Source organism: Lysinibacillus sp. fkY74-1, from assembly GCF_053165895.1.
On record NZ_CP170173.1, the window covers coordinates 4,498,027 to 4,512,678 of the forward strand.

General features: G+C 35.7%; 13 protein-coding genes. 9 read left to right on the forward strand and 4 right to left on the reverse strand.

What is annotated here, in order from left to right; translation table 11 throughout:
• Positions 1-71 precede the first annotated feature (71 nt).
• Together ACE1MS_RS22350 and ACE1MS_RS22355 are read left to right on the forward strand one after the other, a co-directional pair.
• Positions 72-1,103, forward strand: coding sequence for an HAAS signaling domain-containing protein (locus ACE1MS_RS22350; protein ID WP_012296143.1), 1,032 nt, complete (start codon positions 72-74; stop codon positions 1,101-1,103).
• A gap of 136 nt (positions 1,104-1,239) precedes the next feature.
• Entirely contained in the window at positions 1,240-2,385 is a 1,146-nt protein-coding gene (locus ACE1MS_RS22355; protein WP_197148767.1) for a SpoIIE family protein phosphatase, read from the forward strand.
• Positions 2,386-2,430: 45 nt separating this feature from the next.
• Here ACE1MS_RS22355 and ACE1MS_RS22360 read toward each other — a convergent pair whose 3' ends face one another.
• Together ACE1MS_RS22360 and ACE1MS_RS22365 are read right to left on the reverse strand one after the other, a co-directional pair.
• Positions 2,431-3,285 carry a CheR family methyltransferase gene (locus ACE1MS_RS22360; RefSeq protein WP_012296145.1) on the reverse strand — a complete coding sequence of 285 codons (855 nt, stop codon included), beginning with the start codon at positions 3,283-3,285 and terminating at the stop codon, positions 2,431-2,433.
• Between the two features lie 2 nt (positions 3,286-3,287).
• Positions 3,288-6,038, reverse strand: coding sequence for an ATP-binding protein (locus ACE1MS_RS22365; RefSeq protein WP_012296146.1), 2,751 nt, complete (start codon positions 6,036-6,038; stop codon positions 3,288-3,290).
• A 170-nt stretch (positions 6,039-6,208) separates the two neighbouring features.
• Between ACE1MS_RS22365 and ACE1MS_RS22370 the strand changes: the two genes are divergently transcribed.
• From ACE1MS_RS22370 to ACE1MS_RS22400, 7 genes are all read left to right on the forward strand, one after another.
• Complete coding sequence (locus ACE1MS_RS22370) at positions 6,209-7,399, forward strand: M14 family metallopeptidase (RefSeq protein ID WP_031416771.1); 1,191 nt, start codon at positions 6,209-6,211, stop codon at positions 7,397-7,399.
• A 174-nt stretch (positions 7,400-7,573) separates the two neighbouring features.
• Entirely contained in the window at positions 7,574-7,903 is a 330-nt protein-coding gene (locus tag ACE1MS_RS22375) for a PadR family transcriptional regulator (protein ID WP_012296148.1), read from the forward strand.
• Positions 7,900-8,307: a permease prefix domain 1-containing protein gene (locus tag ACE1MS_RS22380; protein ID WP_036165121.1), complete on the forward strand. Its 408-nt coding sequence runs from the start codon at positions 7,900-7,902 to the stop codon at positions 8,305-8,307. The genes ACE1MS_RS22375 and ACE1MS_RS22380 overlap by 4 nt, the downstream gene beginning before the upstream one ends.
• Positions 8,308-8,309: 2 nt before the next feature.
• Positions 8,310-8,966 (forward strand): hypothetical protein, encoded by a 657-nt coding sequence (locus ACE1MS_RS22385; RefSeq protein WP_099805449.1) that lies wholly within the window; start codon positions 8,310-8,312, stop codon positions 8,964-8,966.
• Positions 8,967-8,978: 12 nt separating this feature from the next.
• Positions 8,979-10,010: an alpha/beta hydrolase gene (locus tag ACE1MS_RS22390; RefSeq protein ID WP_012296151.1), complete on the forward strand. Its 1,032-nt coding sequence runs from the start codon at positions 8,979-8,981 to the stop codon at positions 10,008-10,010.
• Between the two features lie 92 nt (positions 10,011-10,102).
• A complete protein-coding gene (locus tag ACE1MS_RS22395) occupies positions 10,103-10,510 on the forward strand; it encodes a MarR family transcriptional regulator (protein ID WP_012296152.1) in 408 nt (135 codons plus the stop codon).
• A gap of 129 nt (positions 10,511-10,639) precedes the next feature.
• A complete protein-coding gene (locus ACE1MS_RS22400) occupies positions 10,640-11,299 on the forward strand; it encodes a hypothetical protein (RefSeq protein WP_197148775.1) in 660 nt (219 codons plus the stop codon).
• 387 nt (positions 11,300-11,686) lie between these two features.
• On the opposite strand, the gene ACE1MS_RS22405 is transcribed toward ACE1MS_RS22400, so the two are convergent.
• Complete coding sequence (locus ACE1MS_RS22405; protein WP_036165131.1) at positions 11,687-12,763, reverse strand: ankyrin repeat domain-containing protein; 1,077 nt, start codon at positions 12,761-12,763, stop codon at positions 11,687-11,689.
• 224 nt (positions 12,764-12,987) lie between these two features.
• Positions 12,988-14,469, reverse strand: a complete 1,482-nt coding sequence (locus tag ACE1MS_RS22410) for a malate:quinone oxidoreductase (RefSeq protein ID WP_012296155.1) — start codon at positions 14,467-14,469, stop codon at positions 12,988-12,990.
• Between the last annotated feature and the right edge of the window lie 183 nt (positions 14,470-14,652).

Sequence of the window (14,652 nt, forward strand, 5' to 3'; positions counted from 1 at the left end):
TTCCACCCATAATAACATATATTACCACTGCACATGTGAACAATGTAAATGATTAAAGGAGGAATAAGGAAATGACTTTAATTGATGCGTATATTGAAGAAGTATCTAAAAGACTACATAAAAATAGACGTGAAAACATAAAGCTTGAGCTTAAAGCTACTATTGAAGATATGTTGCCAGAACCCTATTCAGAAGCAGATATCATGAAAGTGCTAAAAGAGCTTGGAAGCCCTGCAAAAGTTGCAGCTAGCTACCAGGATACGCCTCGTTTTTTAATTGGTCCAAACGTGTTTGATCCATACACTAGAACCATTAAACTCGTTTTCCCTTGGGCTATTTTTATAACGGTCATTGTTCAAGTGATTGAGAGAATTTTTCTCTATTCTGGAGAAGAGGCCATGCTCTCCACTATCATTTCAACATTTGCTATGACGATTGTTACCATTATTTCTGTATCATTTCATGTATTGTTCTGGATCACCGTTTTTTTCATCGTCCTAGAACGCTCTGATCCGAGTAAAATTCAATTGTTGCCTTTCTTGAATGACACCAAGGAATGGACACCCGAAAGTTTAAAAATTAAAACCGTTCCTAAGGAAAAAATCATCACTTTAAGTGATACAATTTTTAGCTTTGTAGGGGCTATTATTTTTACCTTTGTTTATTGGAACGCCAATCGTCTTTTAGGTATTTATACAACAAATGGAAATGGTAGTTTAAAATTTGTTATGCCTATTTTGAATCAAAATCTTTTACAATCCTATGCCCTCATCGTCATGCTCTGTATAATTCTTAGTCTTGCCTTAACCTTTTTAAAATGGCGTACTGGGCAATGGACCATGACGATTGCTATCATCAATGCATTACTTCAAAGTGTGGGAACTATTGTATTTATTCTCATTGCTGTTCATCAGGATTTTATCCATAGTGCCTCCATTCCGTACATTGCAGCAATCGTAGAAACTAACAAAGAAAATGTCTCATCTGTCATAGATAAGATCCTGCTTGCCAGTATGATTATTGCTGTTTTAGCCAATGCATTTGATATATATCAAGGATTTAGAAAAGCTAAAATACCAATCTCTAAAAGTGATAAATTGTAAATATATGATTGAAAGCTAATCTCAAATCGCTAAAATACCTTTCTCCTCTAATGTTTTGTATAATAATAAAGTTGGAAATAATTTATATACACGAATAATAATCTGCACAATTCAATTAGAGTAAGGGGAAATAACTATGACCATTCTTCTAGTAGATGACAATCAAGTCAATTTATTTGTCATTGAAAAAATACTGAAAAATGCAGGTTATGAACACTGTGTTTCTCTTTCATCTGCTAATGAGCTATTTGATTATTTACAATTAAATGAACCAAATCCAACCGGAAGCTCAGTTGATTTAATTTTATTGGACATTATGATGCCTGAAGTAGATGGTATAGAGGCCTGCAAACGTATTAAGCAAATTGAAAGATTAAGAGATATTCAAATTATCTTTGTTACAGCCCTTGAGGATAAAAACAAACTCGCAGAAGCATTAGATATCGGGGGCGTAGATTATATTACAAAACCGATTAATAAAACCGAATTGCTTGCTAGAATCCGAGTTGCCCTACGTTTAAAAGCTGAATTAGATTGGCACACACAACATGAAAAGAAAATCCAATATGAATTGGATTTAGCCACTCATGTACAAAGAAGCCTGCTTAGTCCACCTTTAAATGAAAAAGATATTCGTCTAGAAGTCTCTTACTTACCATCCTCTAACTTGGCTGGTGATATGTATTATTGGCATAAAATAGACGATCATCGTTATGCTATTATTTTATTGGACATGATGGGCCATGGTATATCTGCAGCGCTAGTTTGTATGTTTATCTCCTCGGTTTTGAGGGAGGCCGTTAAACAATTAAACGACCCTGAACTTGTTATTAAAGAACTGAATCGTTATATGGCCCTCTTACAGGATGGCAAGGATGAAAATCTTTATTATTTCACAGCGATTTATTTAGTAATTGATACGAAACAAAAAACAGTCGAATATATAAACGCTGGTCATCCTGCAGGATACGCCTTAGTTGATGAAGAAACATGTATCCCATTAAATCAAGGTAGTTGCGCAGTCGGCTTTTTCGATGAAATTAAAGTTAAAAAACAATATATTCAATATGAAAAAGATCTACAAATTGTTATGTTTACAGATGGAGTATTAGAGGCAATGGGACCTTGTGAAATAGAATCAGAAAAGCATTTGCAAACGCTAACATCTTCTAAATGGAAGTATACCCAACCTCTGATCGACAACCTATTGCCTAAAGACAAACAAGACAATCAACCTGATGATATGTGTGTATTAATGATTCAAGCAAGTGCTACAGTATAAATAAAAGAAAAGAGGCTACCTCCATCACTCGGTAGCCTCTTTCTTTTAATCTATTTTCTGGTAAATTCTTTCGTTACCAATAAATTCCCTATAATTCGAAATAACCTCTTCAAAGCGCAATGTTTCCTTATCGCCTAAACATAAAAACCCTTTGTCGCTTAGGCTTTCATAAAACAAACGATGGACCTGACTTTGCAGCTGCGGCGAAAAATAAATAAGGACATTTCTACATAAGATAACATGGAATTCGTTAAATGATTGATCTGTCACTAGGTTATGCTGAGCAAAAATAATATTTTTCAATAATGTTGAATGGAAATAAGCATATTGATAATCCGTCTTATAGTATTCCGAAAAAGCATGGGCTCCCCCTGCAAGCATATAATTTTTCGTATATGCCTGCATTTTATGAATAGGAAAAATCCCCTTTTTAGCCTTTTCTAATACCTGCTCATTCATATCTGTTGCATAAATGACAGCCTTGTCTATGAGCCCTTCCTCCTGAAGCAAAATGGCCATAGAGTATACTTCCTCACCAGTTGCACAGCCAGCATGCCAAATACGGATTTCCTGGTATTCACGTAAGGTTGGAATCACTTTTTCACGGAATGCCTTAAAAAAGCTTGGGTTGCGGAACATTTCTGTGACATTGATTGAAAAATCGTTTAATAGCTGCTCTAAAAACGCCTGATCATGAATGACCTTTTCCTGAACGCGAGAAATAGTTGGAATGCTATTTATTCTCATCCTATTAAAAATTCGACGTGAAATGGAAGAACGGTTATATTGCCGAAAATCATAGCCTGATAATCGATAAATAGCCTCTAATAACAAATCAATTTCTAAATTTGTTTGTTTATTCAATTGTATATTTTGCTCCAAAGGCTCAAAATGTTCCATCTTTATATACTCCCTTTAGAAACTAACCATACTCTTAAAACGGATATTAATTGATCTAAATTTAATGGTTTACTAATATAATCAGATGCACCAGCTTGCAATGATTTATCCCGGTCATTCTTCATAGCCTTCGCCGTCAGGGCGATAATCGGTAATTCAGTCCGCTTCATTTGTTGACGAATAATAGTCATTGCTTCATAACCATCCATATTCGGCATCATAATATCCATAAGCACTAAATCAATCTCATGATGAGCTTGCAAAACCTCTAAACATTCAAGTCCATCTTTAGCCACTAAAATGTTCATGCCTCTTGTTTCAAGTGCTGTTTTTAAGGCATAAATATTACGGTTATCATCGTCTACGATTAATATATTTTTCCCTTGAAAAACCTCTACCTCATCATGCTTTAAAACTTCCCTATTATCCTGCGATGGCTCTTCTCTCGGTACATCTTCCTCAATTGTCACAGCTACCTCATTCAAAGCAGCAAGCTTATCGCAATGATCCTCTTCGACTCCATTTGGTAAGCTTGGAATCGTTAACGTAAAGCTACTACCTTGTCCCTCTTCACTTTGCAATGTAATCCAACCACCAAGTAGTTTCGCAAACTCCTTACAAATTGAAAGACCAAGTCCTGTTCCACCATATTTTCGAACGGTAGCACCGTCTGCTTGCTGGAATGACTCAAAGATCAATTGATGCTTGTCTTTTGGAATTCCTATACCGGTATCTGAAACAGTAATTTCTAGCCAATCATCGCTAATATCTTGCATATTACTTGTAAGCTGGCTCTGTGCAAGCTGATTAATCGCTAAAGTTACAGATCCATGCTCCGTAAACTTAAAGGCATTTGATAATAAGTTCTTTATGATTTGCTGAAATCTCTTTTCATCTGTATAGAATACGTCGACAACATGATCTGCCTTTGAAATATGGAAATCTATATTTTTCTTCATCGCGACAGGTGCAAAAGTATGCTCAATTTGAACAGGTACTTCACTCATATTCACTTCATTAAAGATGATATCTAGCTTCCCTGCCTCCACTTTAGATAAATCTAAAATATCATTAATCAATGCAAGTAAATCCTCACCTGAGGAATGGATAACCTTCGCAAATTCCGTTTCCTCATCTGTTAAGTGGTCTTGGCTATTCTCTGCTAACATCTCTGACAAAATTAAAATGCTATTTAAAGGCGTTCTAAGCTCATGTGACATATTTGCTAAAAACTCAGATTTGTAATTAGAATTAAGTATAAGCTGTTCTGCACTTTCTTCTAATTCTTGCTTAGCCTTTTCTAGCTCACGTGATTTGGACTCTGCCTCTTTCGTTCGCTCTTCAAGCTGCTCGTTAATCATCGTCAGCTCTTCTGTCTGCATTTGTAATTCTTCAGATTGTGTTTGAAGTTCCTCTGATTGAACTTGTAACTCCTCCGTCATTGCTCTTGACTCATTTAATAATCGAACGATCTCCATACGCCCCAATACACCATTTACAGTTAAGCCAAAGGTTTCAGTAACCTGCTTCACTAACTCCTGTTGCAATGCATTAAATTTAGTCATTGTAGCTAACTCGACAACCGCTATAACTTCATTTTCGAAAATAACAGGAATCAATAAAATATGCTTGGGTCTTATTTCACCTAGCCCTGTTCTAATTAAACGATAGTCTTGCGGAATATTATCATAGAATAAAACTCTTTTTTCTAATGCACATTGACCGATTAAACCTTGTCCTACTTTAAAGCTCTCCATACCGACACGATCATCTCCGTCAGCAAAAGCCGCCTTTTTTATAAATAGTACTTGTTCCTCTGCCTCTTCCCGAACATAGAATGCTCCAAGAGACGCCTGTGTTTTCTGTGCCATTTCTGACAGGAAGGTTTCAGCCAATTTCGTAATAGCTGAAATACCTTGATATTTTGTTACAATATCAGCAATATTGGTTTGTAACCACTCTCTCTTCTCTACCGATTCCAATAATATATTGGTTGCATCAGCAAGCTCATTAATTTCATCATTTGTATTCACATGTATTCTTCTCTTGAAATCACCCTTCGTGGCAGCCATTTCCTGAATCGTTTGTGTTACTTCTGTTATAGTTTTGACAATGGAACGGGAAATGCCACTTGCTATAACAATAGCAATTACAGAAACCAAAATTAAAATCCCAAATAGACCACTTGTTAATTGACTATTTTGTTTGTCTAACTGAGCGGCCTTTGCTTGTGTATAAGTATTTTCAGTTGCACGGAATGCATCGAATAATTTGCGCATTTTTTCCATGTCTTGGCGTCCATTATCAACTTTGAAAAATTCCGTTAACGCTTTTGTATTACCGTCCTTTTTATATTGAATAGTTGGCCCACCCGTTGTTTCAACCCAATGATCGATCGTTTCCTCTATCTCTTTCAATTTTTCCTGCTGGGTTGGTTTATCTTTCATTTGCTGATAAAGATCATTAAAATCTATTTTCCAGTTTTCCGCTCCATTATCATAGGGTTCCAGATAACTAGGTTCACCCGTAATAATAAAAGCTCGCTGACTTGATTCCATATCCAATATATATTTTTCAATATCATTGGTTAATGTTTTCACATTAGAGTCGTACTTAATAATAAAATTTCTTTCCTTTTGCAAAGAAGTAATTTGATTATTTAGGATGATCACTGATGCAAGTAAGCAAAGAATGATGATAATATAACCCAATGTAATCTTGGAGCGTATACCCAATTTTAATTTATTTAACATTTGGTTTTCCTACCTTTACCTTTCCTAAACTCTATTTTTGTTATAAATGTGACTAGAATACCATCTTAAACATTCGTATAAAGAAATTTTACGGCTTTAGCATTAATAAGTATTAATTTCTCACATATACATTTTATATTGAACTATTTCTAACTAAGGAGAGAATGCATGTGGACATATTCGTAAGGCCAGGAGATTCACTTTGGCATTTCAGTGAAGTATTTAAAATACCTCTTCCACTCATTTTAGATTCCAATACCAATATAAATCCTCAATTTTTAAGAGTTGGGCAACGCATTCGTATTCCTGGATTTGTGACCATTAACTATCAGGTGAAACAAGGGGATTCCCTTTGGCAAATTGCACAGCGGTATAATCTACCACTTATTGCCATATTACTTGTAAACCCGGGTCTTCATCCAAATCAATTACAGATTGGCCAGATGATTCATATACCACAACGCTTAACATGGCGCTTAATTGACGGTAAACAAAATTATACGTACAACATCATGATGAATGATATTCAAAGGCTAGTTGACGCCTATCCATTTCTTCGCAGTACTACCATTGGTAGCTCCGTTTTAAGTAAGGAAATACCAGAGCTATTAATTGGCAATGGAACTAAACGTGTTCATTATAACGGCTCCTTCCATGCAAATGAATGGATTACTACTCCTATTATTCTAACATTTTTAAATGACTATTTGCTCGCTCTCACTAACCAAAATAATATGAGTGGACTTTCTTTATTTCCTCTTTATCAGCAAACGACCCTATCCGTAGTACCAATGGTAAATCCCGATGGGGTCAATTTAGTCATACAAGGTCCCCCAAATGATGAATCATTAAAAAATCAGCTCATTTCATGGAATAATGGTAGCTCTGATTTTTCTGGCTGGAAGGCAAACATCCATGGTGTTGATTTAAATGATCAGTTTCCTGCCAAATGGGAATTAGAAAGCGCCCGTAACCCGAAAACTCCTGGTCCTAGAGATTATGGCGGGGAAAGGCCTTTGTCTGAGCCTGAAGCCATAGCTATGGCTGATTTGACCAAGCAGCGTGATTTTGCAAGAGTACTAGCCTTTCATACACAAGGTCGCGTTATTTATTGGGGCTTTGAAAATCTTGAACCACCTGAATCAGAGGTGCTTGTTAATGAGTTTAGTCGAGTGAGTGGCTATGAACCGATTCAATCTGCTGGGAGCTATGCTGGCTATAAAGATTGGTTTATCCAAGATTGGCGTAGGCCAGGCTTTACCGTTGAATTAGGAAGTGGCACAAACCCTCTCCCGATAAGTCAATTTGATGATATTTATGAGGAAGCTAGGGGAATTTTTCTTGCAGGGTTATATATGTAGAGAGGTATGATTGTTAACTCCATTTGCTATGAAATTGTCCTTTTGGGCACTTTCTAGTGAATGGAGTTCTTTTATCGTGCTCTAAAAAAAAGAAAATAAATTACTTTGACAGGCAGAGTAATGTTTGCTAATATTACTCTGACAGATAGAGCAATAAAATGAAGTAGGTGACTTATGGTTCGCAGTGATATTATCCGAGGACACTTGGATTCGATTATTTTACGGCTCATTTCAGAAAAAGACCGCTATGGCTATGAAATTTCTCAGGAAATAAGTCTCCGTACAAATAATCGATTTCAGATTAAAGAAGCAACTTTGTATGCTGTTTTTCAACGTCTTGAGAAAAAAGAAATTATTGAAGCCTATTATGGAGATGTTTCACATGGTGGCAAAAGAAAGTATTACCGTATTACCTCATTGGGTAAGGCCTATTTAAATGAGTTAGCGAAAGAATGGTCGGAAGTAAAAGAAATTATTGATTTATTTATGGAGGGCGTCGAATGAAGAGAATAAAAAACCATATTGATGAGCTGTTTAAGGATATTCCTCGCAACAACGAAACGGAAATGGTTAAACAAGAAATTATTGAAAATCTTGAAGAGAAAGTCTTTTATTTGATGGATCAGGGAAAAGAACAAGAGGATGCCATCAATAAAGCAATTGTAGAGTTTGGAGACATAGAAGATTTAAAAAAGGAACTAGGCGTTAAGGTACCTGCTAAGAAAAACATGGCTAAATTAAATTTAGAGTTCTCTCTTTGGGGTAGTGGCTTAATTATTGCATTTTTTATTTTTATTAATCTTTATTACACACCACAAACAATTTGGGCAATCTATCCAATATTCGCTATCCTTTGGTGGCCATTGTCCATGTACTTTGTATGGTCACGTAAGAGATGGGGTGAATAAATATGAAGAATTTTATTAACTTTTCATTAGCTGGGAGCATCATGACAATGATTTTTTTAGGTATCGTCAATTTCACGACATCGCCCCAAACAATGTGGTTTATCTATCCTTGCTTACTGCTGTTACTTTGGCCAATTACGATCATCTGTATGTATAAAAAAATGTATAAACAATATTCAATTATTTGTAGTACGATGATTATCGTGTTTCTTATTATAGAAAACTATATTTACACACCAGATCATCCATGGTTCATTTACGCCATTTACCCTATTGTCTGGTGGCCCATTCTGATGTACTTAGATGAAAAAGCAAAAACGCTAAAAATCGCACTAATAGGCTGTGCTTCTACTATTATTTATTATGCTTTAGTAAACATCATTTTATCACCACAATACCCTTGGGCAATTTATCCTGCATTTTTAGTTATATGGTGGCCCTTAGCCTTATACCATGCTCAACGAAAAACATTTGTGGCTTTCTCCGTCACTGCTACATTATTAATAAGTATCTTTTTTATCATCGTCAATATTGTTTCTTCACCAGGAGTTATATGGGCAATCTACCCTATTTTTGTTACGCTTTGGTGGCCTCTGAGTATGTATTTTTATGTATATAAAAGAAGAATGTATCAAGCGACATTCGCGAAACGCATGTAAAGAAGAAAATCGATGAAAACATCTATTAATTTTATTAAATATATGGTGATAGTTATTGTACTTTTACTACTATTGATGCTGCTCTTCCCAACATGGACCTCCTCCATAAAAGGCTCAACCAGCATTAGCGCTTTAGAGCAAGTTGAAATTAATGGCACTGGTCATGAAATAATGATCCGAGGTCAGGATAAAGCTAACCCTGTTATTATTTTTGTTCATGGCGGACCTGGCTGCTCTGAAATACCCTACGCAAAAAAATATCAGGATTTACTAGAAACGGAGTTTACGGTGGTCCATTATGATCAGCGTGCTAGTGGGAAATCCTATCATTTTTTCGAGGACTATTCTAATCTTTCTTCTGATTTGCTTGTGGAGGATTTATTAGGACTGACTGATTATATAGCTAAACGACTAGACAAAGAAAAAGTCATCTTAATTGGCCATTCCTATGGTACATATATTGCTACACAAGCAGCCGCTAACGCCCCTGAAAAATATGAAGCTTATATTGGGATAGGACAAATGAGCAATACAATCGAAAGTGAGAACGATAGTTTAAAATTCACAATCAATCAGGCTCAACTGCAAGGCAACAAAGAAGATGTTTTATATTTACAACAGATAGCTGATGCCATTAAAAATGGTACAATGTTTACGCCTAGAAATTACGTAAACAAATATGGTGGTGCTACCAGATTAATAGATAATCCTGATGGAAATATGCTAGGAATGCTGTTCAGTAAAGAGTATAATTTGTTAGATATTATCCGCTATAACTATGGCTTATCCTTGTCTCAAGAGGCTTTATTAAAAGAGGTCATGCAGCACCCCCTTCCAACAAAAGTCCAAAAGCTTGATTTACCCTTCTATTTTTTAATGGGCAACTATGATTATCAAACATCCTCACACGCAGCAAAAAATTACTTCGACCAAATCAGGGCAGAGAAAAAAGAATTTATAGCTTACGAGCAATCTGCACACTATCCACAATTCGAAGAAAAGAAAAGATTCTTTGAATGGATGCACGCAACTTTTAAACAATAAAAGCTTGTTTCTTTAGAGATATTGTATTCTTGGAAAGATATATTCACTTGCTATATAATTCAATTATTAAATATTTTAACGGACGTGATTATATGGCTGACAGTCTACATAATGTTGAAATCATTATGAAAGAAATGCTAGAAATACAGCAAAAATCGAAAATGTTTGTAGACCTTTTATCTGAAGGAGAAGCGCTATCACAAAACCAGCTAATCCTACTTCTACAACTTAAAATCAATAGCGGTATGAAAGCGACAGAAATTGCAGATTTCTTTAGTGTGACACCTGGAGCTGTAACCTCTATGTGCGATAAACTGGAAAAACTAGCGCTCATTCAACGAATTAGAGAAAATAATGATCGTCGCGTGGTCAAAATGGTTTTAACAAGTACTGGTGATGAAAAGGTCCAAGAAATCTTTTTAAAATTTTCCCAAGATAAACTCATGGACATGGCCACGATCTTAAGCGAAGTAAACAAGCTAATGAATAAAATCTTTTAGGATTTCAATAAACTTGAAATCCTTTTTTTATTGGTTGGTTCTTGACAAATGGAAGTTGCATATAATTTAATTAATATATATTTTAATAAATAAAATATATATTAATTAAATTATAATGAGGTGACTTTTATGTTTCAAAATCTCCGCACCCTTACACTAACAAACGGTCGTATTAAAAATTTGGATGCTGATTACGAGCAATTAAATATTCGAGGTGCTGTAGCAATTCAACAAGAGGTACGTCTAAAAAAAGTGTCTACTCATGGCCATAGCTCCTTTTATTTTCCTGTTATCGTCCAATCATTTACTAGTACAGGATCTTGTACTTTAAAGGATTATTGCGAAATGGAAGCGCTCATGAATGCCGGAAACATAAAATTATGTAGTGGTCATATTCAAAAGATTAGTAGCTCTGGAAAGCTGTCGGCTGAAGGGAAATTACAGTGCGAGAAGCTCGATGCTATTGGAATTGTAAAGGCTGCAGAAATAACGGCTGAGCATTTTCACTTAAAATTGTCAGGGGAGAGTGAAATCGACCTGTTAACGGCTAAAAATATTTTGGTAGAAAAGGATAGGGTAACACTACTTTCATTTTTGAAGAAAAAATTAAGTTGCCATACTATTAGCGGCAAACACTTGAAACTAGCTTATACAAAGGCAAAAATTGTGGAAGGTGAAGTTGTTATTGTAGGGGAACATTGCCATATTGAAACTCTATACTATTCAGATGACTACTCTGTTGCTTCTAACGCAAAGGTGCAACACATTATACGGAGGGAAAAAGAGTGATATTTCTAAAATGGCTACAAGCTTTTTTTTGTTCATTAGCACTGGTTGTATTATCGGTATTATACGCTGGCCTATTGTTAAGTGGCATTCTTTCCATACTAGCTGGCTTTTTAAGAACATTTGGATTTCATCAAATTAAGATGAGCATCTGGTATGGCGTAGAATTACCTGTTATAATCAGCATTCCTCTATCCTTGCTAGTAGCTATACTGCTGTTCTTTTGTGCAAAATATGTAAAACTTCCTATAACTTTTTGCTTCTCAAAGATTAAAAGTTAATACGAAAGAGCGTTAAAGGAACAGAACTTCAACGCTCTTCTACTAGCTTATTTTGCATGTCTTTACTACCTATCTGGAAGAGGGAACGCATGAAGTAAATTTTGCTATATTATGAGAGTTCTCCTTCAAGAAATTGAATCAGGTACATTTCTGGCCTAGCAAGGAATTCTGTAAAGCTACTTAAATCTGCATATACCTCATGCTCCAAATCGTAACACCCTACCTTTCCCTTTGGGTTCCAAACCAATTGCAAATCAGAGTACTGATCGATAGTGGCTGAAAGACGTAGCATTTTTTGACGGCCAATCTTCATCTCAATTGTATCCGTTAGTTTGAAAAAATCGATGTACTGAATATCATAATTATTGACTGCAAGCTTAAGATGTAATTGATTGCCTGTCAGAAAATGAAGTAGCTCCTTCGGTAATTTATATTTTTTTAATGCATCTTTTTTATTTTCTACCTGATGAAGCTCAGCAGGCTCTAGCTCTTTCAAATATTGAACTAATTCTAAATTTTTTACACTTACTGCAATGGTGTACGCTCTTTCTCCATCTTTCTCCTTCAATGATATATCTGCCCCCCGCTCGACCAAATACTTCACCATTGCTAGATGACCCATACGTGTTGCAACCGTTAATGGTGTCGGCTCATACGGATAAACCATATCGGGCTTTTGATCATTAATATCGACTCCCTGATCAAGTAAATAGGTAACCATATTTTTGTCATAATTTGATACTGCCTGACGTAATACTGCCCCACCATGCTGCTTTATATCAAGCCCGAGTTCATGAATAAGTGGGATATTTTTCTTATTGCCATAGTAGGCTTGCGAGTAGGCACCAGAACCCACACGATTATGTCCATCTAATTTTGCCCCATGTGCAACAATATAGCGAATTATATTTTCTTTACAATATCGAACAGCTCTTAAGAAAGAAGGATTTTGATCAACATTCAAATTAACATGATAGTCGATTAATAGCTTTACAACATCCAACTTTTCAGCAATCAGTGCTAGATCTAAAGGACTTAACGATATGTGTTTACTTAAAATAATCTCTTCTTCAATATCCCAGCCATTGACTTTTGCAGCCTGTAATGCAGCTATATTACTAGAATAGATATGCATCGCAATTTCCGGCATTGCCGGAAATGTTCCGATATCTTTTAATTTAATCATCCCACTTAGCTCCCTTCCTACGTTTATAAAAAAGTATAGAAAATAACACCCTATTAAACAACGGGGCATAATGCTTACAGTTTAATGCCATTCAATGAGCGTGGAAAAAGATTTATATTAAAAAGGGAAACTATTTATCAAAAATTTCCCAGGAAAAGATGACCACAAAAAAGCTCCTAATCGCTAAGGATTAAGAGCTCTTTAAACATCTATATAATTGATCTTTACTTCAAACGAAGTGCTTCATCTGTTGTTGCATTAATTTCTTTTAGAAGCTCTGGGTTTTCTGCTAATGATAAACCGTAAGAAGGAATCATTTCTTTAATCTTTGCTTCCCACTCTTTAATGTGTTGAGGGAAACATTTATTAATAACTTCTAGCATTACATGTACAGCTGTAGAAGCACCTGGTGAAGCTCCTAGTAAAGCAGCAATTGATCCATCGGCTGCACTTACAACCTCTGTACCAAATTGAAGCGTTCCTTTACCGCCTGCTTCTGTATCTTTAATAACTTGTACACGTTGACCAGCTACGATAATATCCCAATCATCACTCTTCGCATTTGGAATGAATTCACGTAATTCTTCCATACGTTGCTCTTTTGAAAGCATAAGCTGTTGGATTAGATATTTTGTTAATCCCATTTCTTTAACGCCTGCCGCTAATAAAGTTGTGATATTATGCGGTTTTACAGAGGCAAATAAATCCATATTTGAACCTGTTTTTAAGAATTTCGGTGAGAAACCTGCAAAAGGTCCAAATAGTAACGACTTCTTATTATCAATATAACGTGTATCAAGATGCGGAACTGACATTGGTGGGGCACCCACTTTTGCTTTTCCGTACACTTTTGCATGGTGCTGTTCAGCCACTTCTGGGTTATTACATGCTAAGAATAATCCACTAATCGGGAATCCACCAATATGTTTCCCTTCAGGAATACCTGATTTTTGTAGTAATTCTAGGCTACCTCCACCAGCTCCAAGGAAGACAAATTTTGCTGAATGATATTCCATTTTACAGCCGTCTAAATCATGCACTCGTACTTCCCATGAACCATCACTAGCTTGTTTTAAACTTTCAACACTATGATTGTAGTTAACATCCACGTCTTTTGCTTTTAAGTGGTCAATTAACATGCGTGTTAAAGCACCAAAGTTAACATCTGTACCAGTGTCAATTTTTGTTGCAGCAATGTCTTCACCAGCTGGACGATTTTCCATAATAAGTGGAATCCATTTTTTTAGTGTTTCAGGGTCATTTGAAAATTCCATTCCTTCAAATAAAGGATTTTGAATCATTGTCTCATGACGTTTTTTTAGAAACTCAACATTTTCTTTCCCTTGCACTAAGCTCATATGTGGTAAAGGCATAATGAAGTCTTGTGGATTATTGATCAGCTTATTGTTTACAAGATACGACCAAAATTGTCTTGAAACCTGGAACTGTTCATTAACATTAATCGCTTTTTTGATATCGATTGATCCGTCTTTTTTCTCTGAAGTGTAGTTCAGCTCACATAGTGCAGCATGTCCAGTTCCCGCATTGTTCAATTCGTGAGAACTTTCTTCGCCTGCTTTCTCAAGCTTCTCAAACACTGTAATTTTCCAATCTGGTGCTAATTCTTTGAGGATTGTTCCCAAAGTTGCACTCATGATTCCGGCACCAATTAAGATAACATCTGATTTTATTTGTCTGTTACTCATTTTTACCTTCCTTATATGTTAAGATTTGCAGAAAGGATGTAAGCACTCCTGCTTTAGAAGTACTGTAAGCCATGGAGCAACCCTCGGAGCACACCATTTCTGTATCAATTATTACCTTATTGCAGTTTATCACAATTAGTTCAAGAATAAAATATCAACTATTTATATGAGAGTTATCAGCTT

Bases quoted from the DNA above. Each gene is read 5' to 3' on its own strand.
- ACE1MS_RS22350 (WP_012296143.1), top strand. From the start codon at position 72: ATGACTTTAATTGATGCGTATATTGAAGAAGTATCTAAAAGACTACAT.
- ACE1MS_RS22355 (WP_197148767.1), top strand. From the start codon at position 1,240: ATGACCATTCTTCTAGTAGATGACAATCAAGTCAATTTATTTGTCATT.
- ACE1MS_RS22360 (WP_012296145.1), bottom strand. From the start codon at position 3,285: ATGGAACATTTTGAGCCTTTGGAGCAAAATATACAATTGAATAAACAA.
- ACE1MS_RS22365 (WP_012296146.1), bottom strand. From the start codon at position 6,038: ATGTTAAATAAATTAAAATTGGGTATACGCTCCAAGATTACATTGGGT.
- ACE1MS_RS22375 (WP_012296148.1), top strand. From the start codon at position 7,574: ATGGTTCGCAGTGATATTATCCGAGGACACTTGGATTCGATTATTTTA.
- ACE1MS_RS22380 (WP_036165121.1), top strand. From the start codon at position 7,900: ATGAAGAGAATAAAAAACCATATTGATGAGCTGTTTAAGGATATTCCT.
- ACE1MS_RS22385 (WP_099805449.1), top strand. From the start codon at position 8,310: ATGAAGAATTTTATTAACTTTTCATTAGCTGGGAGCATCATGACAATG.
- ACE1MS_RS22390 (WP_012296151.1), top strand. From the start codon at position 8,979: ATGAAAACATCTATTAATTTTATTAAATATATGGTGATAGTTATTGTA.
- ACE1MS_RS22395 (WP_012296152.1), top strand. From the start codon at position 10,103: ATGGCTGACAGTCTACATAATGTTGAAATCATTATGAAAGAAATGCTA.
- ACE1MS_RS22400 (WP_197148775.1), top strand. From the start codon at position 10,640: ATGTTTCAAAATCTCCGCACCCTTACACTAACAAACGGTCGTATTAAA.
- ACE1MS_RS22405 (WP_036165131.1), bottom strand. From the start codon at position 12,763: ATGATTAAATTAAAAGATATCGGAACATTTCCGGCAATGCCGGAAATT.
- ACE1MS_RS22410 (WP_012296155.1), bottom strand. From the start codon at position 14,469: ATGAGTAACAGACAAATAAAATCAGATGTTATCTTAATTGGTGCCGGA.